At 71.0% G+C, this 25,140-nt stretch carries 26 protein-coding genes and 2 pseudogenes; 12 read left to right on the top strand and 16 right to left on the bottom strand.

Annotation, left to right across the window (positions count from 1 at the left end):
- Nucleotides 1-105: 105 nt before the first annotated feature.
- Nucleotides 106-687: a YbjN domain-containing protein gene (locus tag ACGFJ7_RS07295; RefSeq protein ID WP_360243802.1), complete on the top strand. Its 582-nt coding sequence runs from the start codon at nt 106-108 to the stop codon at nt 685-687.
- A 292-nt stretch (nt 688-979) separates the two neighbouring features.
- On the opposite strand, the gene ACGFJ7_RS07290 is transcribed toward ACGFJ7_RS07295, so the two are convergent.
- The 4 genes from ACGFJ7_RS07290 to ACGFJ7_RS07275 form a co-directional block, all read right to left on the bottom strand.
- Nucleotides 980-2,236 (bottom strand): delta-60 repeat domain-containing protein, encoded by a 1,257-nt coding sequence (locus tag ACGFJ7_RS07290; protein ID WP_360243799.1) that lies wholly within the window; start codon nt 2,234-2,236, stop codon nt 980-982.
- A gap of 128 nt (nt 2,237-2,364) precedes the next feature.
- Nucleotides 2,365-2,778: a globin gene (locus ACGFJ7_RS07285; protein ID WP_392641972.1), complete on the bottom strand. Its 414-nt coding sequence runs from the start codon at nt 2,776-2,778 to the stop codon at nt 2,365-2,367.
- On the bottom strand, nt 2,775-4,064 hold the full coding sequence (locus ACGFJ7_RS07280; RefSeq protein ID WP_392641367.1) for an MFS transporter: 1,290 nt from the start codon (nt 4,062-4,064) through the stop codon (nt 2,775-2,777). The genes ACGFJ7_RS07285 and ACGFJ7_RS07280 overlap by 4 nt, the downstream gene beginning before the upstream one ends.
- A 223-nt stretch (nt 4,065-4,287) precedes the next feature.
- Nucleotides 4,288-5,352 carry a mechanosensitive ion channel family protein gene (locus tag ACGFJ7_RS07275; protein ID WP_392641365.1) on the bottom strand — a complete coding sequence of 355 codons (1,065 nt, stop codon included), beginning with the start codon at nt 5,350-5,352 and terminating at the stop codon, nt 4,288-4,290.
- A 190-nt stretch (nt 5,353-5,542) separates the two neighbouring features.
- Here ACGFJ7_RS07275 and ACGFJ7_RS07270 point away from each other — a divergent pair, with 190 nt between their 5' ends.
- Nucleotides 5,543-6,091, top strand: a complete 549-nt coding sequence (locus ACGFJ7_RS07270) for an HNH endonuclease (protein WP_097319820.1) — start codon at nt 5,543-5,545, stop codon at nt 6,089-6,091.
- Between the two features lie 272 nt (nt 6,092-6,363).
- On the opposite strand, the gene ACGFJ7_RS07265 is transcribed toward ACGFJ7_RS07270, so the two are convergent.
- Both ACGFJ7_RS07265 and ACGFJ7_RS07260 read right to left on the bottom strand, forming a co-directional pair.
- Nucleotides 6,364-7,167 carry a class F sortase gene (locus tag ACGFJ7_RS07265; protein WP_360243789.1) on the bottom strand — a complete coding sequence of 268 codons (804 nt, stop codon included), beginning with the start codon at nt 7,165-7,167 and terminating at the stop codon, nt 6,364-6,366.
- Nucleotides 7,168-7,414: 247 nt separating this feature from the next.
- The gene (locus ACGFJ7_RS07260; protein WP_392641362.1) at nt 7,415-7,909 is read right to left on the bottom strand and encodes a hypothetical protein; all 495 of its coding nucleotides are present in this window, start codon (nt 7,907-7,909) and stop codon (nt 7,415-7,417) included.
- 151 nt (nt 7,910-8,060) lie between these two features.
- On the opposite strand from ACGFJ7_RS07260, the gene ACGFJ7_RS07255 reads away from it, so the two are divergent.
- From ACGFJ7_RS07255 to ACGFJ7_RS07245, 3 genes are all read left to right on the top strand, one after another.
- On the top strand, nt 8,061-8,408 hold the full coding sequence (locus ACGFJ7_RS07255) for a hypothetical protein (RefSeq protein WP_392641360.1): 348 nt from the start codon (nt 8,061-8,063) through the stop codon (nt 8,406-8,408).
- 64 nt (nt 8,409-8,472) lie between these two features.
- Nucleotides 8,473-8,862, top strand: coding sequence for a DUF5130 family protein (locus ACGFJ7_RS07250; protein ID WP_360246486.1), 390 nt, complete (start codon nt 8,473-8,475; stop codon nt 8,860-8,862).
- A 123-nt stretch (nt 8,863-8,985) separates the two neighbouring features.
- Nucleotides 8,986-9,549 (top strand): Uma2 family endonuclease, encoded by a 564-nt coding sequence (locus tag ACGFJ7_RS07245; protein ID WP_360243780.1) that lies wholly within the window; start codon nt 8,986-8,988, stop codon nt 9,547-9,549.
- A gap of 54 nt (nt 9,550-9,603) precedes the next feature.
- Here ACGFJ7_RS07245 and pepN read toward each other — a convergent pair whose 3' ends face one another.
- Nucleotides 9,604-12,162 carry an aminopeptidase N gene (gene pepN, locus ACGFJ7_RS07240; protein ID WP_392641358.1) on the bottom strand — a complete coding sequence of 853 codons (2,559 nt, stop codon included), beginning with the start codon at nt 12,160-12,162 and terminating at the stop codon, nt 9,604-9,606.
- A gap of 129 nt (nt 12,163-12,291) precedes the next feature.
- On the opposite strand from pepN, the gene ACGFJ7_RS07235 reads away from it, so the two are divergent.
- The 6 genes and pseudogenes from ACGFJ7_RS07235 (at nt 12,292) to ACGFJ7_RS07210 (ending at nt 15,861) form a co-directional block, all read left to right on the top strand.
- Entirely contained in the window at nt 12,292-12,918 is a 627-nt protein-coding gene (locus ACGFJ7_RS07235; RefSeq protein WP_360243774.1) for a disulfide bond formation protein DsbA, read from the top strand.
- A 69-nt stretch (nt 12,919-12,987) separates the two neighbouring features.
- Nucleotides 12,988-13,200: a hypothetical protein gene (locus tag ACGFJ7_RS07230; protein WP_360243771.1), complete on the top strand. Its 213-nt coding sequence runs from the start codon at nt 12,988-12,990 to the stop codon at nt 13,198-13,200.
- A 10-nt stretch (nt 13,201-13,210) separates the two neighbouring features.
- A pseudogene (locus tag ACGFJ7_RS07225) lies at nt 13,211-14,057 on the top strand (DUF1015 family protein); the annotation flags it as partial.
- Between the two features lie 116 nt (nt 14,058-14,173).
- Nucleotides 14,174-14,452 (top strand): annotated as a pseudogene (locus ACGFJ7_RS07220) (DUF1015 domain-containing protein); the annotation flags it as partial.
- A 2-nt stretch (nt 14,453-14,454) separates the two neighbouring features.
- Nucleotides 14,455-15,366, top strand: a complete 912-nt coding sequence (locus ACGFJ7_RS07215; RefSeq protein WP_392641356.1) for an alpha/beta hydrolase — start codon at nt 14,455-14,457, stop codon at nt 15,364-15,366.
- A gap of 21 nt (nt 15,367-15,387) precedes the next feature.
- A complete protein-coding gene (locus ACGFJ7_RS07210) occupies nt 15,388-15,861 on the top strand; it encodes a ribose-5-phosphate isomerase (protein WP_360243762.1) in 474 nt (157 codons plus the stop codon).
- Between the two features lie 28 nt (nt 15,862-15,889).
- Here the strand turns inward: ACGFJ7_RS07210 and ACGFJ7_RS07205 are convergent, their stop codons facing one another.
- Together ACGFJ7_RS07205 and ACGFJ7_RS07200 are read right to left on the bottom strand one after the other, a co-directional pair.
- Nucleotides 15,890-16,219, bottom strand: a complete 330-nt coding sequence (locus ACGFJ7_RS07205) for a hypothetical protein (protein ID WP_360243759.1) — start codon at nt 16,217-16,219, stop codon at nt 15,890-15,892.
- 371 nt (nt 16,220-16,590) lie between these two features.
- Entirely contained in the window at nt 16,591-17,808 is a 1,218-nt protein-coding gene (locus ACGFJ7_RS07200) for a GNAT family N-acetyltransferase (RefSeq protein WP_360243756.1), read from the bottom strand.
- Nucleotides 17,809-17,926: 118 nt separating this feature from the next.
- On the opposite strand from ACGFJ7_RS07200, the gene ACGFJ7_RS07195 reads away from it, so the two are divergent.
- Nucleotides 17,927-18,634 carry a DNA-directed RNA polymerase II gene (locus tag ACGFJ7_RS07195; protein ID WP_360243753.1) on the top strand — a complete coding sequence of 236 codons (708 nt, stop codon included), beginning with the start codon at nt 17,927-17,929 and terminating at the stop codon, nt 18,632-18,634.
- On the opposite strand, the gene ACGFJ7_RS07190 is transcribed toward ACGFJ7_RS07195, so the two are convergent.
- The 7 genes from ACGFJ7_RS07190 to ACGFJ7_RS07160 all read right to left on the bottom strand — a co-directional run bounded on the left by ACGFJ7_RS07190 (nt 18,627) and on the right by ACGFJ7_RS07160 (nt 25,029).
- Nucleotides 18,627-19,499 (bottom strand): SDR family oxidoreductase, encoded by an 873-nt coding sequence (locus ACGFJ7_RS07190; protein WP_392641353.1) that lies wholly within the window; start codon nt 19,497-19,499, stop codon nt 18,627-18,629. The genes ACGFJ7_RS07195 and ACGFJ7_RS07190 overlap by 8 nt on opposite strands.
- A 67-nt stretch (nt 19,500-19,566) precedes the next feature.
- Nucleotides 19,567-19,920, bottom strand: coding sequence for an AtzH-like domain-containing protein (locus ACGFJ7_RS07185; protein ID WP_360243747.1), 354 nt, complete (start codon nt 19,918-19,920; stop codon nt 19,567-19,569).
- The gene (locus tag ACGFJ7_RS07180; RefSeq protein ID WP_392641350.1) at nt 19,917-21,356 is read right to left on the bottom strand and encodes a regulator; all 1,440 of its coding nucleotides are present in this window, start codon (nt 21,354-21,356) and stop codon (nt 19,917-19,919) included. The genes ACGFJ7_RS07185 and ACGFJ7_RS07180 overlap by 4 nt, the downstream gene beginning before the upstream one ends.
- Nucleotides 21,353-22,006, bottom strand: a complete 654-nt coding sequence (locus ACGFJ7_RS07175; protein WP_360243741.1) for a cysteine hydrolase — start codon at nt 22,004-22,006, stop codon at nt 21,353-21,355. Before ACGFJ7_RS07175 ends, ACGFJ7_RS07180 begins: the two co-directional genes overlap by 4 nt.
- Nucleotides 22,007-22,008: 2 nt before the next feature.
- Nucleotides 22,009-22,743: an isochorismatase family cysteine hydrolase gene (locus ACGFJ7_RS07170; RefSeq protein WP_360243738.1), complete on the bottom strand. Its 735-nt coding sequence runs from the start codon at nt 22,741-22,743 to the stop codon at nt 22,009-22,011.
- Entirely contained in the window at nt 22,740-24,332 is a 1,593-nt protein-coding gene (locus tag ACGFJ7_RS07165) for an allophanate hydrolase (RefSeq protein ID WP_392641347.1), read from the bottom strand. Before ACGFJ7_RS07165 ends, ACGFJ7_RS07170 begins: the two co-directional genes overlap by 4 nt.
- Nucleotides 24,333-24,393: 61 nt before the next feature.
- The gene (locus ACGFJ7_RS07160; RefSeq protein ID WP_360243732.1) at nt 24,394-25,029 is read right to left on the bottom strand and encodes a GntR family transcriptional regulator; all 636 of its coding nucleotides are present in this window, start codon (nt 25,027-25,029) and stop codon (nt 24,394-24,396) included.
- Between the last annotated feature and the right edge of the window lie 111 nt (nt 25,030-25,140).

The following is a 25,140-nucleotide window of genomic DNA, read 5'->3' as shown; positions in this document are numbered from 1 at the left end:
CTCCGGTTGGGGGGATGACCTCCGCGAAACCTACGGGTACCGTCGGCCCTCGGATCCACTCGCTACGTCCGGCGGTGGGTCTGCTGGGGAGTGAGGTGCACAAAGATGCCGTGGTGGTCATGGCGTCCGGGCTCGGCCGCGGGTAACCCGGCGGAGGCCGACGACAATTCGGCGGTTCGCAGTGCCGTACGGGTCGGCGTACCGGCCCAACGAGAGCCCGGCCGGCTTCCGGTCCCGGTCGAGACGGCCGGCTCCGAGGAACCCGAAACGGTCGCGCCGGTGACGCTGGCCCGCATCGGCAAGGCGCTCGACCTGCTCGACATCCGCTTCCTGGCCGACGGCGGCGGCAGTCTGCTGGCCATGTGGGAGCGGCACGCGGTGCTGTTCACCCTGGAGGGCCCCGACGACGAAATCCTCGTCATGCGCGCCCGCCCCCACTCGACGGTCCCCCCGGACTGGGCCGACCGCGCCTACCGAGTGGTGAACGAGTGGAACCACACCCGCCGCTTCTGCAAGGCCTACGTGGGCGACCCCACCGAACGAGCCCAGCTCCCCATCTACGCCGAACTCCAGGTACCCCTGGCCGCCGGCACTCACGACGCCCTCCTGGTAGAGCTCCTGGACTGCGGCGCCGCCGTAGCCACCAGCTTCGTGGACTGGCTACACGACGAGGGCGCCCTGCTCTAGCTCTCCGGCGCTGCCCCTCCAACAAGAGGCCCCAGCCCGAGCCCCACCCAAGCCGGTCAAGACTCCATGGCGCTGCCACCCTTGTGAGCGGCCCGCGATTTGCCCCGTTGATGGAGAGGTGGGGGGGGGGGGGGGGGCGGGGGGGCGGGGGGGGGGGGGGGGGCGGCCCCCCCCCCCCCCCCCCCCCCCCCCCCCCCCCCCCCCCCCCCCCACCTCTCCATCAACCTCCCAGGGGCAAATCGCCCGCTGAGCGAAGCGAAGCCAGCCAGCTCAGCAGCCGCATGCACCCAGCTCAGCCAAGCGGGAACATCCCGACCCGCCCGTGGTACTCCCGCCCCAGCTGGTCCGTGTCCGACCCCACCAGCAGTCCTCGCGAGTGCACCACGAAGACCCGGACCCCCACCCCGCGCGACCGCGTCGGGTTCCAGGTGAGCGACCGCCCCGTCGCCGGGCTGACCGCACCGATGCCCGGCCGGGAGACCGCGCCCGGGCCAGGGCCCTTGGCGTCCGAGCCGTACGGGTTGTCGAAGTACCGCTGGTGCCCGCCCAGGTAGACCGCGGATCCGGTCACCGCGACCGCGTACAGCGAATCCCCGCCGGTCCGCTGCACCCACGTGGGGTTGTGCCGCCCCGAGCCCGCCACCTCGAACCGGGCCGCCGAGTCGCACAGCCGATCCGGCGAGCTGGCCCGCCCTGTTGCCGCCACCACGAAGTAGGACCCGTCCGGCGAGAACTTCACCTGCCGCAGGTACGTGTCGAAGCCCTTCATGCACTGCGGCTTGTACGCGTCCGTGTACCAGCTCGTCAGCTGCGCCGACGGCCCCGACACATCGAACATCGCGATCTGCGTACGGTCGTACCCGCTGGCCCTCAGCAGCGCACCCACCGCCACCAGCTTCCGCCCGTCGGGCGAGATGTCGAAGTGCTCGACCCGGGTGCGGCTCAGCCCCGGCGCCGTCAGCTTGGCGTCGAATCCGCTGTCCACGGCGCCGGTGGCGGCGCTGAGGCGGGCCAGCCCGGCCCGGTTGACGCCGTTGATCGCGGAGAACGTGCCCGCCGCGTACAACCGGGAACCTCGCGCGTTCAGCGACCGGATGTCGCCCCAGTTGATTTTGGCGTTGAACGCGCTGACCCGCTGCCCGCCCATGGTGAGGCGGGTGAGGCCGCGCTGGGCCGTCCCGTTGACGGTCTTGAAGGCACCGCCGGCGTACACCGTGCCGTCCTCGCCGGCCGTCAGGGCGTAGACCGCGCCGTCGACCTGCGGCGCGAAGCCGCGGACGGCGCCGTCGTTGAGCCCGAACGCGAAGATGTTCTTGCGGGCGAAGGTGGTCCGGCGGGTGCTGTCGGTGACCTTGGTGAAGGCGCCGCCGACCACCACCGTGTCGCCGACGATGGTCATCGACCAGACCGTGCCGTCGAGGACGTGCGGGGTGAAGTCCACCGGATTCGGGGACACGATGGTGGGCTGGGCAAGGTCGGCCGCGGCGGGATGCGCGCACGCCACAGCGGCGGCGGCGATGGTGGCGGCGGCGAGCAAGCGGCGACGCATGCGAAAGGCTCCAGGTCAGTTGAGCAGCGTATTTACCTACCGCTCAACGACTATGGAGTCATAACGGACACGATCTGCGATCACCGGTTACAAGGCGATCGCCCGCGGAGCGAAGCGGAGCCAGCAGCTCAAGCGTTAACCATGAAATGGGCTGCTCGCTCCAAATAGTCCCAAAGCTGGTCATGTAGGGGCTTCGGGAGTTCCAGGCTGTCGACCGCGTCGCGCATGTGTTTGAGCCAGGCGTCGCGGGCCGCGAAGTCGACCACGAAGGGCGCGTGGCGCATGCGCAGGCGGGGATGGCCGCGGGAGGCCGAGTACGTGTTGGGGCCGCCCCAGTACTGCATGAGGAACAGGGTCAGCCGGTCGGCGGCCGGGCCCAGGTCCTCTTCCGGGTACATCGGGCGCAGCAGGGGATCGTCGGCGACGCCCTCGTAGAACCGGTCGACCAGACGCCGGAACGTGGGCTCGCCACCGACGGCTTCGAAGAAGTTGGCGGGGTCGGTCACCGTTCCATCCTGCCAGCCGCCCGCCGCGGCGGTCAGGCCACGGCCCTGTGACGGCCGTGATGCTCGTGCTCGGGCGACGCCTGCTGGGTGGCCGCCGCGAACGTCTCCCGGCTGGGCCAGCTCGCGGCCAGTACGCCCATCGCCACCGTGCCGCCGACGCTCCACAGGCCGACCACCATCGGCAGCCAGAAGTGGTCGGCCAGCAGGCCCGTGACCATGACGGCGGCGAACTGGCTGAGCTGCATGCCGGTCTGCATCACGCCGTACGCCCGGGCGCGGTACCCGTGCGGCAGGATGAGCACGAATCGGGCGTTCAGTGTCGGGGTCACACCGCCCTGGGCCATCCCGGAGAGCGCCACCAGCACGGCCACCATCGGAGCCGGCGGGCCGGCCAGGGACGGCACGAGCACGAGCGCGGAGAGCACGGCCAGCGGCCGTACCAGCCGGTCGCGCAGGTCGTTACCGGCGAGCCGGCTGATCAGCAGGCCGCCGACGACGAAGCCGATCGGGCCGGCCGCCATGATCAGGCCCTGGTCGAGGCCGCGGGTGGCCGAGTCCGGGTCGGCCTCGGCGGCCCACGCGGCGGCCAGGCCCTCGGGCACCACGGCGAACATCGTCAGAACGAAGACCATGATCGCGATCGAGCGCAGCGTCGCCGTGCCGAAGACCAGCTGGAAGCCCTCACCCGACTCGCGGAGCAGGTGACGGCGGTCGGATTTGTCCCACGCGGCCGGCCGGGGCCGCACGCCCCAGGTGATCAGGGCGGCCGACAGCGCGAAGGTGACGACGTCGATGGCCAGGGCCACCTGCGGGTTGATCGTCGTGGCCAGCGCGGCGCCGGCCATGTATCCGAACACCTGGGCCGCCTGCACGGTCGTGGCGTTGGTGGCGACCGCGATGGGCAGCTTGTCGCGCCCGACGACCAGGGGTTGCAGGGCCGAGCGGGCGGCCTGGGTCGGTGGCGTGCCGAGGCTGGCCAGGAAGACCAGCAGAAGCATGACGGGGATGGGTACGCCGGGGATGAGCAGCAGCGCGATGACGACCATGCGGAACAGGTCGGCGATGATCAGGACCCGGCGGTACGGGTACCGCTCGGCCAGTGTGGCCAGCAGCGGCCCGCCGACGACCCAGGGCAGGAAGCTGACCGCGAACGCCGCCGCCGACATGAGGACGGACTTGCTCTCCTCATAGACGAGGACGGTGATGGCGGCGCGGGCCAGGTAGTCGCCGACCCAGTTGACGATCAACGAGAGGTAGAGCGCACGGTATTCACGCACGCCGAACAGGTCGCGGAAGGTGACCTTCCTATCGCTCTCTGTCACCGCCTCGGACACCAGGTCCTCTCTCGATCTCGACTGTCACCGGGTCGCGGCGACCGCCGGGCGCCCCCGCGCGAGGGGGTCGGGCCCGCGGGGAACGTGATGCCGCATGTGCAGATGCTCAAGCCGGATTCTGCCCGATCGTCCGAGTCGATGCTAGGGCGTACGGGCGGAATGTCGGCCATTCGGTCGAGTCCGGGCATCCCCCGTACGCCCTAATCGCAGCTCAGGTAGCTCCACCCGGCTGGTGGCCGGCGTCGGAACTGCCGAGGTACGCCGGCGGCACCGCGCTGCGCGGCAGCAATCGAGAAGCGGCGATGCGCTCGGACATCCCGCTCGTCTCCAGCGACTCGGTCAGCGCCTGACGGAGATCACGCTGGACGGCCACCTGACCGTCCGAGGTCGTCTTGGCGATCGTGCGGATGACCGCGCCGTCGACGGTCAACTGCTCGACACCGACCACGTCCGGCGGCTCCAGAAACTCAGTCTGATGCTCGGGCGCGTCGGCCACCCGCTGCGCGGCCTCCTTGAGCACCGCGATCGCCTGCTCGGAGTTGACGAAGCCGATCGGGATGTCGATGACCACCATGGCCCAGCCCTGGCTCTTGTTGCCGACCCGGACGATCTCGCCGTTGCGGATGTACCAGAGCACCCCGCGCGCGTCGCGGACCGTGGTGATGCGCAGGCCGACCGTCTCGACCACGCCGGTGGCCTCACCCAGGTCGACCGTGTCGCCCACGCCGTACTGGTCCTCCAGAAGCATGAAAAGACCGGCGATCAGGTCCTTGACCAGACTCTGCGCACCGAAACCGAGCGCCACGCCGACGATGCCGGCGCTGGCCAGCAGGGGTGCCAGGTTGAAGCCGAATTCGCCCAGCACGAGCAGGGCGGCCATGGTGAAGACCACCGCGCTGACGAAGCTGCGCAGCACCGAGCCGATCGCCTCGGCCCGTTGCCGGCGGCGCTCCGGTATGTACTGCCCCTCCTCGGCGGTCTGGGCCGCCCTCTCCTTCAGCGGCTTGAGCAGCGCCGGCATCGAGGCCCGGGTCGTCGTGTGCGTCAGGCGGTCGATGGCCCGGTGCAGCAGCCAGCGGATCAGCAACGCGATCAGGATGATCCCGATGATCCGCAGCGGCTTCACGATGATCACGTAACTACTGCTGGCCAGCCACTGATTGCCGGTCCACTCCAGGACCCGGCTGCAGAGCGCGTCGGTTTTACAGACCTCTTCGACGTTGATCGTCGTGTAGACGTCGGGCGACGGTGAGGGGGAAGGGGCGAGAAGTAACACGGGGCACAACCGTACCGGGAGCCGACGACCCGGTTCTCAGGCACCGCACAGCCCGCTGACCTCAGACGTTTACCCTCCGGCCACGGATTTCGCTCGCAATTTGGCCATCCATCAGGGACTATTGGCGCACGAGGTCTCGACTACTCACGCAGGAGTGCCAGTAACACCTTTACCCGAAGGGTGAATCTTGATGCCTGACATACGACCCATAGTGGGCTCATCCGCGTTGGTTCTGAACGCCACCTACGAGCCGCTGTGCGTCGTATCGGTGCGTCGAGCGACCATCCTCGTCCTGACCGCCAAGGCAGAGTGCGTCTCCGACGGCGACGGCATCCTGCACAGCGTGCACACCAACCTTCCGGTCCCCTCGGTAGTGCGCCTCACCCGGTACGTGAAGGTCCCGTACCGCACCCATGTCGGCCTCTCCCGCCGTGCGATCTTCGCCCGGGACGGCGGCCGCTGCGCCTACTGCCGAGGCTCGGCCGAAACGATCGACCACGTGTTCCCCCGCAGCCGCGGGGGCCTGCACGCCTGGGAGAACGTGGTGGCCGCCTGCGCCAAGTGCAACCACAGCAAGGGCGACAAGACCCCCGCCGAGCTCGGCTGGAGGCTCCACCAGATACCAGCCGCACCACGCGGGGTGGCGTGGCGGGTCCTCGGACACCGCACGCCAGATCCCCGTTGGGCCGACTGGCTCGACCTCCCTGCCGCCCCGGCTCTAGAAGCCGAGGCGGCTTAATTGTCTCTGCTGGCTGGCTCCGCTTCGCTCCGCGGGCGATCTGCCCCTGGGGGCCGAGGAGATGACGCACGGTTTTGCGACGCCAAACCCCACGGCGCCGCAAAACCGCACGTCATCTCCTCGACGGGCTGAGCTGCTGGCTCCGCTTCGCTGCGCGGGCGATTTGCCCCTGGGGGCCGAGGAGATGACGCACGGTTTTGCGACGCCAAACCCCACGGCGCCGCAAAACCGCACGTCATCTCCTCGACGGGCAAATCGCGGGTGTGGGGTGGCTACGAGTGTTTGGTGTCTACGAGTGAGGCGAAGACGACGATGTTGTCCTGGTAGCCGGTGCTGCCGCCCAGCCAGCGGCCGCCGCAGGTGAGCAGGCGCAGGGAAGGGCGGCTGTAGTCGCCGTAGACGCGCTGGACCGGCAGTTTGCCCTTGTCGAACTGTTCGACGGAGTTGACCTCGAAGACCGCTACGGAACGGTCGGCCCGCTGCACCTCGATGCGCTGGCCGGGCTTCAGCTTGGGCAGGGCGTGGAAGACCGAGGGTCCCGTACGCGTGTCCGCGTGACCCACGATCAGCGACGGCCCGAACTGCCCCGGTGTGGGGCCGCCGTCGAACCAGCCGGCCTCGTTGTGCCGCTCCAGCGGCGGCACGTCCACCGTGCCGTCGTCGGCGCGGCCCACCTCGAGGATCGGCGCCTTCACGTTGATCGCCGGGATGGTCAGCCGCAGCGGCCGGCTCGGGTCGAGGACCGGGAACGAACGCGGCGGCGGCTCGTTCCTCTGCTCGCCCGCGAACAGCCGGCCCAGGTCGAGGTTGGTCGCCGCGCCCAGCCCCATCGCGACCGCGAACAGGCCGAGGAAGAGCAGGGCGAGCGCGATCATGCCGATCGGCCACGGCTTACGGCCCCGGGCCGGCCGGGGCGGCGATGTCGGCAGCGGCCGCGGGGACGGCTGACGAAAGGGATGCCGCCCCGGCAGCGGCCTCGGCGCGGGCAGCGGCCCGGTGATGGTCCCCGGCGGCGGCGCGGCGATCTGCGCCGGCTTCTTCCGCAGCACCGACTCCGGCATCCGCGGCCCGGTCACCGGCTCCCACCGAGCCCGCCCGGCCCCCTCCCGCCGACCCTGCCCAGCCGCGTCCCGAGCCTGCCCAGCGGCATCCCACCGGCCCTGCCCAGCCGCTTCCCGGGCCGGGTCGGCCGCGTCCTGGCGCGATCGGCCCGCGGCGCCCGGCCGGGGGTTCTGGGGTGGAGCGGACCGAGCCGACGACGGGCGCGGCGGGGGCTGGCCGGACGACTGGCGCGGCGGGGGCTGGCCGGTCATCGCCCGGCCCTCAGCTGAGCCGCCGGCGGCGCAGGGCGACCACGCCGAGGACGAGGCCCGCGACGATGACCGCGAGGCCGCCGCCGATCAGCGCCGGCGCGTTGCGGCCCGGTGCCGTGCCGCCGCCGCCCGTGGCCGGGCCGCGGGCCGGTTCGACCTTGGCCACCACGTGCACCGTGGCGATCGTCGTGTGCCCGTCCGGGCAGCGGAGCTCGGCGCGGTAGTCGCCGGGCCGGGTGCCGGACGGTACCCGTACGGTCGCCGTCAGAAAGCCGTATTGCGGCGCCACCGTGACCGTTCCGAACAGCCCGGACGTGACAGTGGCCGCCTTGAGATTGTCGTCACACGAGGCGCGCAGCGCCAGATCGTCACCGGCCGGCACCGTGCTGGGGTTGACCTCCAGGAAGATGGCGGCGGCACGCGCCGGCGCGGCGTCCACCACCGCGATCGGGACGAACAGGCCCAGAAGGAGCGCCGCCAGGGCGGCGGGGACGGAAATGCGCATCGATTCCCCTTCCTGCCGTCCGAGGACGCGTTGCTACGAACGGCGCGTGTGGGTGATTTTCGCATCTCCGGCCCCAATACGCCGAGATCCCCATCGCGTGAGTGCGCGGGTTATAGACCCGACGCGGCGGCATGACCTGCGCTCCGCTACCGTGACAGTTGTTCGGATCAGTTTGAAGGAATTCAGGCCCCTGGGGGCGTTGACGTTGTCGATTTCAAGCACCGTTCTGGTCTTCGTGGTCATTCCGGCGGTGATCATCGGGCTGATCGCCGCGCTCGTCATGGCCGGCGCCGACCGCACGAAGCGCACACACCGCTACCGGCCCGGCCGGCCGTACGACTTTCAGCCGATCTGGTTCCTCGCCAGGCCGGAGAAGCTCGTGGGCCCGTCCGGCCATGGCCACGCTCAGCCGGCTCTGACCGGCGGCTCGGTCCTGGAGGACAGCTCCGGGGCTCCGGTCAAGCCCGGTTCAACAGGAGGCGCAAGTGACAGCTGGTGACCTTGGCAAGCAGCCGCGGAAGGGCCAGGCGCTGACCGCCCTGGACGAGCCGGGCGGCGACACGCTGGTCCACGCGTCCTCCGGCAACGAGGTGGAGGACGGCCCGTTCACCACCCGGCAGCTGCTGCGTCTCGACGAGGCGCTGCGGGTGGCCGACGAGTCCACCGGCCTGACGTTCAGCGTCTACATCGGCGAGTTCGAGACGCCGACCCGCGAGTTCGCGGAGAAGCTGGCCGCGCAGGTCAAGGACGCGGCCAACGCGGTCCTGCTGGCGGTTTCGCCCAACCAGCGCAAGCTGGAGATCGTGACCGGCTCCGAGGCCCGCAAGCGGATCTCCGACCGGGACGCGAAGCTGGCCGGGCTGTCGATGTCGGCCGCTTTCGCCGGCGGCGACCTGGCCGGCGGCGTGATGGCCGGTCTCGATCAGCTGGCGTCGCACGCCGGACGCCGCTGACACATACCGCGATAAAAGCCCCCGGTCCGCCGGGGGCTTTTTCGTGGCCGAAACCGGGCGGTAACAACGCTGTGTCGCTAGGCTTGTAGCCCACGGTGATGGAGGTGGTCCGGTGTGGGACTGATGAGCCCGGCTTCGTACACCCTCGCGCGCTGGAGCGCCCCCGAGGCCGAGTGGACCGAGCCCGACCTCCACCTGTTCCCGCAGGACGGCCACCGTTACGAGATCGTCGACGGCAGCCTGCACGCGTCGCCGCCGCCGTCCGAGTCGCATGAGGCGACCGTCCGTGGCGTCGTCACCTCGCTGCGCTCGTCGGCGCCGCCCGGCTGGTGGGTCTGCGACCGGGTCGGCGTCCAGATGGGTGACAGCAACCTGATTCCCGACGTTCTGGTGCTGCGCCCGCGCTCGTCCGGTTCGGTCTGGTGCGACCCGGCCGATGTGGCCTTGGTGGTCGAGATCGAGTCGCCGGCCACCCGGCGCTTCGACCGGCTCCTCAAGCCCGCGCTCTACGCCGAGGCCGGCATCCCGAGCTTCTGGCGGGTCGAGCCGGGCCGGGCGACACCCTTGCTTCACACGTACGCGTTGACCGACGACCGCTACCAGGCGGTGCACAGCGTCGAGGGCGCCGAGCCGGTCAAGCTCGACGCCCCCTATCCGATGCGGATCGCCCCCGCGGCCTGGATCTAGCCGGATTGTGCCCGACCTCTCGGGGCACAATCCCCGCCGAGCGGAGCGAGGCCCTCAGGCAGAGTCGACATCCTTCGCGCGGGCCTTCAGGGCCCGCAGGACGCCGTCGCGGCCCTCGGCGACCAGGCGGCGCAGGGACGCCGGCTGACCGTCGCGGGCCAGCCACGCGTCGGTCAGCGCGACCGTCTCGTCGCTGATCTGGTACACCGGGTAGCCCAGCATCGCGAACTCCTGAGCCGGCTCACTGTCCGAGCGGGCCCAGACGTCGCCCACCACGTCGAAGAACTTCGTCGCGTACGGGGCGGTCAGCTCGACCTGCTTGGTGCTCTGGAAACCGGTCAGCAGCGAACGGTTGAGCCAGTTCGGCACGCCGCCCTCGCCGGTCAGCTTCGTCCACACCCGGGCCTTGTTCTCGGCCGTGGGGATCAGGGCGTGGGCCACCGCGGCCTCGCGCTCGCCGCTGGCCGTCCGGTCGGTGGCGAGCTCGTTCTCGATCTCCTGCTCGGTCGCGGCGCCCAGCGACACCAGCGCCTGCAGCAGCGACCAGCGCAGCTCGGTGTCGACGACCAGGCCCTCGGGCACGCTCTCGCCGGAGAGCCAGCCGCGCAGCACGGCCCGCTCGTCCTCGGTGCGGGCGGCCCCGATGAAGGCCCGGGCCCAGGTGAGCTGCCACCCGCTGCCGGGCTCGGCGGCGGCCAGCTGGGTGCGGGCCAGCTCGGCGAGCTGGGCGTAGCCGGTCGCCTGCCACGCCGGGTCGGCGTACTGGGCGATGGCGGTCGAGGCCTGACGGAACGTGTACGTCGACAGGTTGATGTCGGTCTCGGCGGGCAGGCCCGAGCAGACCAGCGTCACGTAGTCGCGGGCCGCCAGCTCGGCGTCGCGCAGCATGTCCCAGGCCGCGTTCCAGCACAGCGCCCGGGCCAGCGACGAGTCGAGGCCGGCGATGTGGCGGACCACCGTCGCCATCGAGCGCTCGTCGAGCCGCAGCTTCGCGTACGTCAGGTCGTCGTCGTTGAGCAGCAGGACGTCGGCCGCCTTGACCCCGGCCAGGGCCGGGATCTCGGTGCGCTCGCCGGTCACGTCGATCTCGAAGCGGTCGCGCCGGACCAGCCGGTCGCCCTCGAGGTCGTAGAGGCCGACGCCGATGCGGTGGGTGCGCAGCGTCGGGTAGTCGGCCGGGGCCTCCTGCTGGACCACGACGCTGGAGTACGTGCCGTCGGCGCCGATCTCGACGAGCGGGCGCAGCGTGTTGACCTGCGACGTCTCGAGCCACTGGGCGGCGAACTTGCGCAGCTCGCGGCCGGAGGCGGCCTCGAGCTCGGTGAGCAGGTCGTCGAAGGTGGCGTTGTTCCACGCGTGCTTGCCGAAGTAGGCGCGCAGGCCGCTCAGGAAGGGCTCGAGGCCGACGTACGCCACGAGCTGCTTGATCACGCTGGCGCCCTTGGCGTACGTAATCCCGTCGAAGTTGACCTCGACGGCCTCGAGGTCGGGCATCTCGGTGTAGACCGGGTGGGTCGAGGAGAGCTGGTCCTGGCGGTAGCCCCAGCTCTTGCGCACCGACAGGAACGTCGTCCAGGCGTCGGTGAAGCGGGTGGCCCGGGTGTTGCACCAGTGGCTGGCCCACTCGGCGAACGACTCGTTGAGCCACAGGTCGTTCCACCAGCGCATGGTCACGAGGTCGCCGAACCACATGTGCGCGAGCTCGTGCAGGATCGTGTTGGCCCGCTGCTCGTACTCGAAGTCGGTGACCTGCGAGCGGAAGATGTAGTGCGCCTCGGCGTGCGTCACGCAGCCGAAGTTCTCCATCGCGCCGGCGTTGAAGTCGGGCACCCACAGCTGGTCGTACTTGGGCAGCGGGTAGCGCACGCCGAACTGCTCGTGGAAGAAGTCGAAGCCCTGCTTGGTGACCTCGAACAGGTTGTCGGCGTCCATGTACCGCGCCATCGAGGCGCGGCAGAAGACACCCAGCGAGATGCCGTCGTGCTCGTCGCGGACCTCGTGGTACGGGCCGGCGCAGAGCGCGGTGATGTACGTGCTCATCCGGGCCGAGGTCTCGAAGTGCACGGTCTTGGCGCCCGGACCGGCCTTCTCCTCGCGCTCGATCGGGCTGTTCGAGATGACCTTCCAGTGCGCCGGCACCGTGGCGTGCCACGTGTAGACGCTCTTGAGGTCGGGCTGGTCGAAGGCGGCGTACACCCGCTGGGCGTCGGCCGTCTCGAACTGGCTGTACAGGTAGATCTCTTTGTCCACCGGGTCGAGGCTGCGCTGCAGCCCCTGGCCGCTCTCCGAGTAGGCGAAGTCGGCGTCGACCACCAACTCGTTCTCGGCGGCCAGGCCGGTCAGGGTCAGGCCCTTCTCGGCCGAGAACCCGGCGAGGTCGAGCGGCTGCCCGTTCAGGGTCGCCGACCGGATCGAGGCCGCCGCGGCCTCGATGAAGGTCTCGGCCCCCGGCTCCCGGCAGGTGAACGTCACAACCGTGGTGGAGCGGAAGGTGCCGTCGCCGGGATTGCCGTGGCCGTCGGTGAGGTCCAACGTGATGTCGTACCCGGTGACCTCGAGCAGGCGGGCCCGCTCGGCGGCCTCCACCTGGGTCAAATTTCGAACTCCGGCCACAGTCACTCTCCTCTGAGCGCACAAGCTTTCCCGCTCAGCCTATGCGGACGGGTAGGCGTGGCACACCTCACCCGGCGTCCTGCACAGGACAGTCGAGCAATAGATAGTTGCTTGGAGGAGTATCGACGCATGACTGAACGCGCCACGGTCGACATGTGGTTCGACCCCATCTGCCCGTGGGCATGGATGACCTCCCGTTGGCTGCTCGAGGTGGAGAAGGTCCGTCCCCTCGACGTCCGCTTCAACGTGATGAGCCTGTCCGTGCTCAACGAGGGCCGGGATCTGCCCGAGGAATATCAGGAACTCATGGCCAAGGGCTGGGGTCCCGTACGCGTGTGCATCGCGGCCGAGGAAGCCGCGGGCCCGCAGGTGCTGCGTGACCTCTACACGGCCCTCGGCACGCGGATCCATCTCAAGAAGTACGAGCTCGACGAGAAGCTGTACACCGAGGCGCTGGCCGAGGTGGGTCTCGACACCGCGCTGGCCGACGCGGCCACCAGCGACGCCTGGGACGACGCCCTGCGCGGCAGCCACGACGCCGGCATGAAGCCGGTCGGCACCGACGTCGGCACCCCGGTCATCCACGCCCCCGGCCCGAACGGGGACGACAAGGTGGCCTTCTTCGGCCCCGTGGTCACCCCCGCCCCCAAGGGCGAGGCGGCCGGCAAGCTGTGGGACGGCGTCCTGCTCGTCGCCGGCACCCCCGGCTTCTACGAGCTGAAGCGCTCGCGGGACATCGGTCCGATTTTCGACTGATCAGCTTCCGCCCTCCGTACGCGTCGTTGGATGGGGTGAGATACACCTCATCCACGACGGAGAGCACACATGGCCGACACCGAAGCGGTGGCGCTGTCCACCATCGCCGTCCAGCGCGGGGACTGGACGAATCTCGCACCCGACCTGGCAGGCCTGGTGGCGCCGCCGGTCACGGTCTCGGCCCTGCCCCTGCCGCGGCCCGTCGGCGACTGGCGGAAGGGGCAGCAGGCCAGGTCACGAGCCAACATGCCCGTCGGTAAGCACCATCGGCCCGCCCGGTAACTTGGCAGACATGACGGTCGCGCACCCGATCAGCAAGGCGTGGGTCACCACCGGTGGCACCGGCGCCCAGAACTACGACGAATTCGCCGACGACGCCGAAATCACGTCCATCATCGCCGACAATCCGCATAGTTCGCTCGCTGTCGAGATGCCGCATCTCGCCCCCGACTCGCTCGGCAAGTCCTTCGCCGACGCCCTGCCGGACGCGGTGGCCCGGCTCGCGCTGGAGCGCGCCGACGGCAGCTACGCGCCGGCCGAGCAGGTCGTCGTGCTCTACCGGATCACCGGCGAGGGCGAGCCGCCGGCGTACGGGCTCTGGACCATGGTCGACACCGACCAGATCTCCACCCGAGCCGACGAGCCCGGCCTGGTGATCCGCAACGAGGAAGTCTTCCTCGAGAAGGTCCGCGAGCGGGTGGCCCTGGCCGAGGCGCTGGGCACGCTGCTCTCGCCGGTGCTGCTGCTGCAGACCACCAAGGGCGACGAGCTGCACGCCGCCCTGGCCGCCGCGATCGAGACGGCCGGTGAGCCCGCCGCGACCGACATCGACCAGACCGGCCGTACCCACGCGATCTGGGTCGTCGGCCCGGGCCCGCAGCAGGACGAGCTGACCGGACTGGCCGGCGGCGGCGAACTGGTGGTGGCCGACGGCAACCATCGCAGCCTGGCCGCGCAGACCGCCGGCTTCCCGCGCTTCCTCGCGGTCGTCACCACGCCCGCCTCGGTCGCCATCCAGCCCTACAACCGCCTGGTCAGCGAGCTGCCGGTGCCGCTCGACGACGTCCTGGCCCGGCTGCGCGCGGCCGGCGCGACGGTCACCGAGGTGCCGCGACCCGCGCGGGTGCCTTCCAAGGGCACGATTGAGGTGTACGCCGCGGGGCCCCATCCAACCACCCCATCCACCGCCCTAAACCGGACTAAAGGCCGCACCTTCACGCTGGGCCTTCCCGTGAACACCAACCTGTCGCCGGTCGACAACCTCGACCACGCGCTCGTCGAGCGGGTGCTGCTGCGCGACGTCCTCGGGCTCGACGCCGGGGACAAGCGCGTGTCGTACATCGGCGGCGACTACCCGGCCGAGTGGCTGCGGGGCGAGGTCGACGCGGGCCGCTCCGAGCTGGCCGTGCTGATCGCGCCGGTCACCGTCGACGACTTCGTGACGGTCAACCTGGAGCGGCAGAAACTGCCCCGCAAGAGCACCTGGTTCACCCCGAAGGCCCGCGGCGGCCTGGTTCTCGCCCAGCTCGACTGATCATGCTGAACCCCCAGGTCACGGCGGCGGCCGAACTCCGTTCCCGGCCGCCCGCCCTCTCCTCCGCCGACCCTCACGAGCAGCTGCGGGCCATCCGCCAGGCGATGATCGACGCGATCGAGGTGGAGACCGGCCCCGAGCTGCCGCTGCCGGTCGTGGTCGACGTGGACGCGGACGGCGTGCCGTGCCGGCTCTACGCCACCCGTACGGACGCTCCGGTCTTCGTCTATCTGCACGGCGGCGGCTGGTGCTACGGCACCGTCGAGACCGTCGACCGGCTGTGCCGCCGGATCGCCGACCGTTCGGGCTGCGCGGTGCTGTCGGTGGAGTACCGGCTGGCCCCGGAGCATGTCTTCCCGGCCGCCCAGGACGACGTCGACACGGTGCTGGCCTTCGTCCGCAAGTCCGGGGCCGATCTCGGCGTCGACCCGTCGCGGCTGGCCATCGGCGGCGACAGCGCCGGCGGCCAGCTGGCCACGGTGGCCGCCCGGCGGCAGCGCGACCAGGCCACGCCGCTCGACCACCAGATCCTGATCTACCCGGCGATCGACCCGATGACCGCGTCGGAGTCGTACGACGAGGTCGGCTCGTACGGGCTGGACCGCGCCTCGATGAAGCTGGCCTGGGAGACGTACGTTCCCGACCCCCGGCTGCGGTTCACCCCGGACGTGGCCCCGCTCGCGGCCGACCTGGCCGGGATGCCGCCCACGCTGATCATCACGGCCGAGTACGACGCGCTGCGCGACGAGGGCGCCGACTACGCGGACGCCCTGCTCGCCGCGGGCGTCCCGGTGGTGCACACGCGCTACATGGGCGTGAACCACGGCTTCGCCCGCAAGCTCGCCGTGATCGACGACGCACGCGTGGCGGCAGATCAGATCGCTTCTGTTCTGCGAGCATCCTTGTGCTTCTGATCGTTCTGAGAGAGTGAGAGCATGCGCGTCTACCTGGGTTCCGACCACGCCGGCTACGAGCTGAAGATGCACCTCGTCAACCACCTGATCAAGCAGGGCCACGACGTCGTGGACGTGGGTCCGCACGTCTACGACCCGGAGGACGACTACCCGGCGTTCTGCCTGCAGACCGGGGCCAAGGTGGTGGCCGACGAGGGCTCGCTCGGCATCGTCATCGGCGGCTCCGGCAACGGCGAACAGATCGCCGCCAACAAGATCGCCGGCGTCCGCGCCGCACTGGTCTGGCGCACCGAGATCGCCCAGCTGGCCCGCCAGCACAACGACGCCAACGTCATCAGCATCGGCGCCCGCGAACACACCCTCGACGAGGCCACCGCCTTCGTCGACACCTTCCTGGCCACCCCGTTCTCGGGCAACCCCCGCCACGCCCGCCGCATCGCCCAGCTGGCCGACTACGAGCGCACCCGCGAACTCCCGGAGATCCCGCAGAGCTGAGCTGGCGGGCTCCGCTTCGCTCCGCGGGCTAACGGTTGCGGGGCAGGTCCTCGCGTGGGACCCAGTTCCTTCGAACGATCGTGAGGTTGGCGTCGGCGTCGGCCAGATGCTCGGCGGTCGGGCGGGCGGCGTCCCTTGCTCGGAGCGCGGCGCCCACGCTGACCTGCGACGATCCCGACCCGACGAGGCCGCGCAGGCCCCGTTCGACCTCGCGGTCGTCGCCGCCGGGGCCGTTGCCGAGCGTGCGGCGGCCCGGCGAGCCGTTCCGCGCCGGCCGTCCGTCGGCCGGTTTCGCGCGTGGCGGCGCCGGCACCGGCTCCGTGGCGCCCGCCTCGCCCACCGCCGGATCGCCCGTCACCGAGCCCGGCGTGGCGGCCGAGCCACGGACCGCCCAGCCCGGAGTCGCCGAGCCCGGAGCTGTCGAGCCCGGAGCTGTCGAGCCTGGAGTTGCCGAGCCCGGAGCTGTCGAGCCTGGAGCCGTCGCGGTGGGGACCGCCGGCTCGGGTTCCGGGTCGGCGACCGGCGCGGTAACGGCCGTCCCGGGCGGCTCGGTGTTCCCCGCGGCAGCGCCTGAGGGCTCGGTGGTCAGGGACGACCCGCGCCCGGCCGGCTCGGGGGTCTCGTCGGCCCCGGGCGCAGTGGGGGGCGGGGACGAGTGCGGGGGACGCACGCGGCGACGTCGGCGTTCGGGCTCACCCATGACGCCGACGGTACCGCTGGTTGCCGCACTCAGAACACCTCGAGGGCGCCCGGCTGCCGGTGCCATCCGAACGCGGCCGACGGGAAGTTCGCCGTCAGCTGCTTCACGCGGCCCGCGGCGGCCAGCGCGGCCAGTGACGTACCGCCCAGGTAGGCCGCGCCGAGCTCGGTGATCGTGCAGCTGAGGTCGGGGGCGTCGTCAGTGCGTACGCAGGAAGCCTTGTCCCGGTCTGTGGTCAGGCGCCACCGGCCGTTGTTGGCCTCGACGACCGGGTCGGTGATCTCCAGGACCACGTCGATCGGGAAGAGGTAGCGCCGGGCCTCCAGCGCCGCCGGCACGTCGACCACGCGCAGCCACAGGCCGTCCGCGTACTGCCGGCCCAGCCGGCGCGGCTCGTCGACCAGGTGTTGCAGCGGCTCGTCGAGGGTGCCGTAGTTGTAGGTCGCCTTGCGGGTCAGGTCGATGGTGAGCAGGAAGCGCCACAGCTCGGTGTAGGTGACCGGGTCGGCCGCCACCACCTCGTCGATGTGTACCGTGCCGTCGGGGCCGTAGCTGGTCCAGCCCTCCTTGACCCGCCACAGGGCGTATCCGGCCGGGCCGTCGTCGCCGTCGACGATCACGCCGTACCGGCCGGTGCCGCCGTCGCGCTGGGCGTCGCCGTCCCGCAGCAGGTACTGCCACCAGTGATCGGCTCGGCTCGACCAGCCGGGGCGCTCGGACCGGAGCCGGTCGTGCAGCGCGGCCAGCTCGGCCCGCGCCTCGCCCGGCTTGACCATGCGCAGCCGCACCGGGTGGGCCGGGGCGGTGATGCGAACCTCGCGGCTGGCCACCTCGAGACGGAGACGGTCGGCGGCCGCCCCGTACCCGAAGCGGGGGTAAATGGCCGTCTCGCTCGCCCACAGCACCGCGACGGGCTCGCGGCCGGCCTCGGCGATCTCGGTGAGCTGGCGGCGCATCATGCCGCTGAGCAGGCCCCGCCGCCGATGGGTGGGAGCGACGCCGACGCCGGTGACATGGGCGGCCGGGATCACCGCCCCGGGCACGCTCAGTTCCCGGGTCTGCGCGGTGGCATGACCCACCACCAGGCCGCCGTCGTCGGCCACCACCGACCGCTCGGCCTCGGTGATCCGCATCTCCCACTCGCGGAAGTCGTCGCTGACGTGCTCGTGGAAGACCTGCCCCATCAGATCGGCGATCGCGGGGAGATCCGCGGTGGTGGCGGCGCGCAGGCGTACGGAATCGTCCATGCGCACTTGTGTAACGGACCGCGGCCACCAAGGCGAATGATTTGCGGGCTCGCTACTCTCGGAGTGGCGGGGGTGCCGATTTCGCCGGCCCGGCCCGCCGATCGGAAGGGGAAAGCGAATGCCTGAGCAACCGCAGTGGTCTGAGCGGACGCTCGACATGCCGCCGCAGGACCCGTGGGCCGACGCGCCCACCACACCGGTGGCCGGCCCACCGGCGCCGCATTCGGGTCCGCCGGCCCCGCCCATTCCACATTCCGGCCTGCCGGCCCCGCATTCCGGCCCGCTGGCCCCGCATTCCGGCCCTCCGGCCTCGCCGCATTCCGGGCCGATGCCGCCGACCGCGCCTTTCGCCAAGCCGGAGGAGGCGGCGGCGTCGCCGTTCAGCCGGGGCCGGGCGCAGGTCAGCCCGCAGCCGCGGTACACACAGCCCGAGCACACCAACCCGGGCTGGCCCGGCCTGGAGGCGCCGGACCGGCCCGCGCTGAGCTGGCGCTGGAGCGAGATGCGCAAGGGCGGCGAGTGGACCAGCGCCGCCGTGCTGTTCGCCTTCGTCTGCTGGGGTGTCTGGACGCTCTCCGGCGACGGCGACTTCGGCACCCCGGTGATCGTCTTCGTGGTCACGCTGGCCGTCGCGGCCGGCCTGTTCTGCCTGGCCCGCCTCGTCGGCCACCTGGTGCTGGAGCGCCAGTTCGGCCGTGTCCGGCGCTCCTCACGCGGCTCCCACCTGGTCACCGCCCTGTTCCTGGCCGGTGTCGGCGTCACCTTCCTCCAGCAGACCCAGTGGGTCATGACCGCCTACCACTGGGTCACCGACCACCTCAGCTGACCGGCTTGCCGCCGGTCACGCCGAGCACCTCGCCGGTGGTGTAGCTGGACTCCTGGCTCGCGAAATAGACGTACGCGGCCGCGAGTTCGGCCGGCTGACCGGCGCGGCCCAGGGGAGTGTCGCCGCCGAACGACTTGACCTTCTCCTCCGGCATCGTGGCCGGGATCAGCGGCGTCCAGATCGGGCCGGGCGCCACCGCGTTGACCCGGATGCCCTTGGCGGCCAGGTCCTCGGCCAGCGCCTTGGTGAAGGCCACGATCCCGCCCTTGGTGGTGGCGTAGTCGAGCAGCGGGCTGGACGACTGGTAGGCCTGGATCGACGCGGTGTTGATGATCGTGGCGCCGGCCGGCATGTGCGGCACGGCCGCCCGGCACAGCCAGAACAGGGCGTACAGGTTCGTCTTCATCACCCGGTCGAACTGCTCGTCGGTGATGTCGGTGATCCCGCCCGGCTGGGCCATCTGGTACGCCGCGTTGTTGACCAGGATGTCGAGGCCACCGAGGTCGGCCACGGCGCGGTCGACGATGGCCTGGCACTGCGACTCCTCGCGGATGTCGCCGGGCACGAGCACCGCCGTACGGCCGGCCTTCTCGATCAGCTGGGCGGTCTCGCGGGCGTCTTCCTCCTCCTCGGGCAGGTAGGAGATGAGGACGTCGGCGCCTTCCCGGGCGTACGCGATGGCGACCGCCCGGCCGATGCCGGAGTCACCGCCGGTGATGACGGCCTTGCGGCCGCTCAGCCGGCCCGAGCCTTTGTAGCTCTCCTCGCCGTGATCGGGACGCTGGGGCATCTGCCCGGTCAGGCCGGGCGGCTCGAGGTCGCCGCCGTCGTACTCCGGTCCGGGGTACTTGCTGCGCGGGTCCAACGCATTCTCCTTCGGCTCGTGAGCGAACGAGCACGGTATGCCCGGAGAAACCCTGCGTAATCCACCGTCACGCCGGCTCCGACACGTGCGCCGCCACGATCCGCCAGCCCTGTTCCGTCCGTACCCAGGTCTGGGACTGGCGGCCCAGAACGTCGCGGCCCGGATAGCCGAAGAGTGTGTTGACCACCGCGACGTCCGGGCCGAAGGCCTGGACGAGGGTGTCCTTCAGATAGCGGCCGGGCGGCAGCGGCGGCTGGACCCGGCGCCACCGCCGCTGCTCGTCCAGGCCGACCTGCTGGTCGGCGATGCCATAGCGGACCGCGTCCGGCGCGAAGAAGGCCAGCATCGCCTCGACGTCGTTGGCGATCAGGGCCCGTTCGTACGCCTCGAACCGCTCGGCGACCTCGGCCTCAACCGTCATGCGCGTGCCTCCGCGACCTCGACGGTCTCCTCCGGCTCCGGTTCCCGGGGCGCCGGCCGGGTCAGCGCGAAGATCACGCAGACGGTGGCCAGGAACAGGTAGCCGAGCGTGACCTGCCCGTCGGCGTTCCACTGCACCTTCGGGGCGTGGATGAGGCCGACGAAGCTGAGCGCCGCGCCCGAGCCCGCGAAGATCGCCGCGTGCCAGAAGCGCTTGTCGATGATGAAGGCGACGATGGCGCCGAGCACGAGACCGGCCAGGATCGCGCCCTCGCCGAGGGTTTTCAGGCCGTCGTAGACCACGCCGGCCCCGGCCAGCGCGTCCGTGCCGACCTGAGCCGCTGTCGTGCCGGCGGCGGCCAGGGCGTTGTCCATCTGCCCGGTCGCCCACTGCGCGATGTTGGGGATGAGCGCCGCGACCACCGCCGCCGCGTGGGCCCGTGGGGTCGCCTGGAACGCCTGGGCGCCGATCAGCAGACCGATGTAGAGCAGGATCGGCACGATCGCGGCGGTCGGGAAGATCGCGCCGAGCAGCCCGAAGAGGCCGAAGAAGCAGAGCAGCGCGATCACCACCCCGGTCGCCATCGAATATCCGGTGCGGCCGCCGGCGGCCTTCCAGCCGGGGTGCCCGACGTAGACGGCGGGCGGGAACGGCGAGCCGAGGCAGGAGCCGATCACCGCGCCGGCCCCGTCGGCCAGCAGCACGCTGCGCAGGTTGTACCGGTCGCCGGCGGTGGCGGCGCTCTCGACGTTGGTCATCGCCTCGGTGAAGTTGTAGACGCCGAGCGGGATGGCGGTGGCCAGCAGCGGCGCCATGTCCTTCAGGCCGTCGAGCAACAGGCCGACCTTGAGGTGCGGGAAGGCGAACGCGATGTCCTTGGCCGCCGCGGTCACGTCCGGCACCGACATGGCGCCGCCGATCCAGCCGATCGCGGTGCCGACGAGCAGGGCGGCCAGGCCGATCGGAAAGTTGTAGGGCAGCTTGACGTCGGTGAGCAGGCCGATCAGCAGCAGGCCGAACACCGGCAGGGCGATCCACGCGTAGTTCCACATGGTGCCGGCCGGGTTCATCGAGATGAAGGTGATCGAGATGCCGGCCGTCCACGCCGCCACCGGGTCCTTCGTGGTCAGGTAGATCGGCAGCATGATCACGAAGATGACGATGAACATGTGCGGCACGCTCGGCCCGTACGGCAGCGCCGTGACGTCCGTGCGGTTCTCTTTGGCGGCGAGCCGCCGGGCCAGGTAGGTGTAGTAGACGTTGCCGGCGACCAGCGCGATGCCGAGCGCGGGCAGGATGACGCCGAAGACGTCCGAGGCCGGCATCCCGATCACGCCGATGCAGAGGCCGGTGAGGGTGAGCACGTTGACCAGGACGTTGACGCCGAAGCCGAAGAAGGCGTTGGTGTCGCCGCGAACCCAGTAGGCCGTCTTCATCTCTGCTCCTCCAGGGCGGTGATGACACTCGGTGACTCCGCGACCCAGCCGAAGATGCCGCCCTGAGCGGCGATCATCTCGAGGCCGGCGCGCTGGAACTCGGGGAAGTAGGAGCCGACGCAGTCGGCCAGGACGAGGCAGTCGTAGCCGCGGTCGTTGGCTTCGCGGACCGTCGTGTGGACGCACACCTCCGTCGTGACTCCGGTGACGATCAGATGGCGTACATCGGCAAGAATCTCGGACAGGTTCGTCCCGTAGAAGGCGCCTTTGCCGGGCTTGTCGACGACGATCTCGTCCTCGAGTGGGGCCAGTTCGTCGACGATGTCGTGCCCGTACTCGCCGCGGACGAGGATGCGGCCGAAGGCGCCCTGCTGACCGATCTGCCCACGGGCGAGCTTGGACGGAGGACAGTCCGACAGATCAGGCAAGTGGCCCTCGCGGGTGTGGATGACCGGAAGACTCGCGGCGCGCCACGCGGCCAGCAGCGCCGCGAGGGGCTTGATGGTCCGGCTGAGCTGGGACACGTCGTTGCCGAGCGACTCGCCGAATCCGCCCGGGAGCAGGAAGTCCCGCTGCATGTCGATGACCAGCAGCGCGACGCTGTCCGTGTCAAACGTGTAGGGGCCGGGTTCGGCCTCGATGCTCGGCATGATCAGACCGCCTTCAGTCCGCTCAAGGGCGGCGGGTGGGGTGGTTGGATGGCCGTCGCGGCGATGACGTCGTCCGCGGTGGCGACGCAGCCGAAGACGCCGCCCTGCATGGTGACCATGTGCAGTGCGGCGGCGTGGTTGGACGGGTCGGTCGCTCCGGTGCAGTCGCTGAGGATCAGGCACTCGTAACCGCGGTCGTTCGCCTCGCGCATCGTCGTGTGCACGCAGACGTCCGTGGTGATCCCGGTCAGGATCAGATGCGTGATGCCGTGGGTGCGCAGCACCAGGTCGAGGTTGGTGGCGTAGAAGGCGCCCTTGCCCGGCTTGTCGACGATCACCTCACCGGCGATCGGCGCCACCTCGGGCACGATCTCCCACCCCGGCTCGCCCTTGATCAGAATCCGGCCGCACGGGCCGAGCGCGCCGATCTCGGCCCCGATTTGCGCCGACCGCCAGCGCTTGTTGGCCGGCAGGTCGGACAGGTCGGGGTCGTGCCCCTCGCGGGTGTGAATCACGAGCATGCCCAGGTCGCGGGCGTGGGCCAGCAGCCGTGCGGTGGCCGGCAGTCCGGCTCGGGTGAGCCCGATGTCATATCCCATCGCGTCCACGTAGCCGCCCGGCCCGCAGAAGTCGGTCTGCCAGTCGACGCAGACGAGGGCCGTCCTCGTGACGGGGACCGACCCGTCGTACGGCCAGAGGTAGGGGTTCGCTTTCACAGGTCCGATGAGTGCCGTCATGCGTGCGGTCCTCTCGAGCGGTGATGCCGCCAGCCGCCGCTGGCGGTGATGTCCGGTGCGCCCCGCGCCGCGTACGCCTCGCACAGGAACCCGGTGACCTCGGTGCCGTCGCCCAGCGCGAGCCGGCCCAGCGACAGCGGCGCGGCGATGCCGGCCAGGAGGCTGCCGACGGTGGCCGCCGGCAGCTGCCACAGCTCCACCTCGATCGCCTCGCCGCCCTCGGCGACGCGGACCAGGCCGGGCGCTCCCGACGGCAGGTGGTGGAGCCGGTAGCAGGGTGCGGTGCGCGCGGCGCCGAGCAGCGTCCCGCCGCGGTCGACCAACTCGCCGTTACGCGGCTCGCCGCTGAGATGCAGCCCGGCGACGGCCAGCGTCATCACGTCATCCTTCGGGAGACCGCTTGCTGCCAGCAGGAGCGTCTCGTCGCTGAACGCCGGGCCGAACAGGGTGAGCGACGCCGGCCGCCCGTCCTCGGTGAAGCCGTTCGGCACGGTCACCGCGGCCATGTCCAGCAGGTTGGCGAACTGCGTGTACCGGCCGAGGTCGAGGTTGCGGCCGATCGGGTCCTGGGTGATCTCGGCCTGGGTGTAGGTCGTGCCGATCGTCGGCAGCACGAGCACGTCGATCCGTTCCCACATCCGCTCGGCCTCGGCCTTCAGCTCCCGCAGGCGGTGCTGGGACCGGAAGGCGTCGGCGGCGGTGAAGGCGTACCCGGCCTCCAGCACCTGCCGCGTGACCGGCAGCATCTTCTCCAGGTGACCGTCGAGGTCGGCCAGCCGCTCGGCGACCCACGGACCGCGATAGAGCAGGTCACCGGCCTCCAGCAGCGGCGCGACGTCCACGACGGCGTCACCGCCGATCCGCCCGTACGCTTTCTCCTGCCCGGCGTCGGAGAAGAAATCCAGCCCGTCGGCGATCCCGATCCTCGGTTCCGCCAGCAGCGGCCGGTCACCCTCCGAACCCCAGGGGTCCCGGGGTACGCGTCCCCGAGCGGCCCGGAAGACGCGGCGGGCCGCCGCCACCGCCGGGGCGAAGACCGACACGCAGTCCAGTGAGCGGCAGGCCGGCACGACGCCGAGCGTGCTGAGCAGGCCGCGGGTGGGTTTGACGCCGATGATCCCGTTGAGCGCGGCCGGCACGCGCCCCGAGCCCGCGGTGTCGGTGCCGAGGGCGAACGAGACCGATCCGTCCGCGACCGCGACGGCCGAGCCCGAGCTGGACCCGCCCGCGATGAGCCCGCCGCCGAAGACGCTTTCGGGGGTGCCGTAGGGGGAGCGGCAGCCGGTCAGCCCGGTCGCGAACTGGTCGAGGTTGGTCTTGCCGACGACGATCGCCCCGGCGTCGACCAGGCGCTGGACGACCGGCGCGCTGCGTTCCGGCTCGTACGCGAACTCGGGGCAGGCGGCGGTGGTCGGCAGCCCGGCCACGTCGATGTTGTCCTTGACCGCGAAGGTCAGCCCGGCCAGCGGTTGTCGCGGATCGACCCGATCGGCCTGTGCGTGCAGCTCGGCGGCGCTGAAGGTGCTGATCCAGACGCCCGGTGATCTTCGGTGGGACAGGAATTCATCGACGCTCGCATGTGCCTCCACATCGTCGATTGTCGACAATTCCGTTTCCGTGCCGATCCAGCTTTGTAACGAGCCGATTTCGCTACGTCAGGTAGGTGCGCGCGCCATGATCGCTCAGGGCCGCGGCGATGCCCTCGGCGTCGCCGCGCTCGACGGCGGCGAACAGGCGTTCGTGGCGCCGTACGCCGTCGGCGGCCCGAGCCGCCTCGGCCTCCCGGCGCATGTTGACCGCCATGTAGAGCTGGATGCGGACCAGAACCGAGCTGTAGAGGTCGGCGAGCTGGCGGTTGCCGCCCAGCGCGACCACCTCGGTGTGAAAACGCCGGTGGGCGTTGGCCAGCTCCAGCCGGTCGCCGGCCTCGGTCGCCTCGCGCATGGCGCCGAGGGCGGCTCGCAGCGCGGTCAGGTCAGGAGCGGCCGGCATCGAGGCCACGGCGTGCCGCTCCAGCACGTCGCGCACCTCGTAGAGCTCGCGCACGTCGTCGTCGGAGAGCGTGGCCACCCGGGCCCCGCGGCGGGGGATGTGCTCGACCAGGCCTTGCTGCGCGAGCAAGCGCATGGCCTCGCGCAGCGGCGCCCGGCTGATGCCGAGCCGGCGGGTCAGCTGCTCCTCGACCAGGCGCTCGCCGGGATCGGTCCGGCCGCTCAGAATCTCCCGGCGCAGCCGGTCGACGGCGAGCTCCACGAGGCTGTACGTCTGAAGCTCACCCTCGGTCACGCCGACGAGTCTGCCAGCCGCCCGTCACGTCCGGTCGTGCCGGTCATGGTCGCGAGCGCGGCCGGGGCGGACACTGGGCCACACGGCTGCGGCGATCATGACGATGCCGAT

The organism is Actinoplanes sp. NPDC048988, from assembly GCF_043197815.1.
Taxonomy (GTDB): Bacteria; Actinomycetota; Actinomycetes; order Mycobacteriales; family Micromonosporaceae; genus Actinoplanes.
This window is presented reverse-complemented; position numbering and strand designations above follow the sequence as displayed.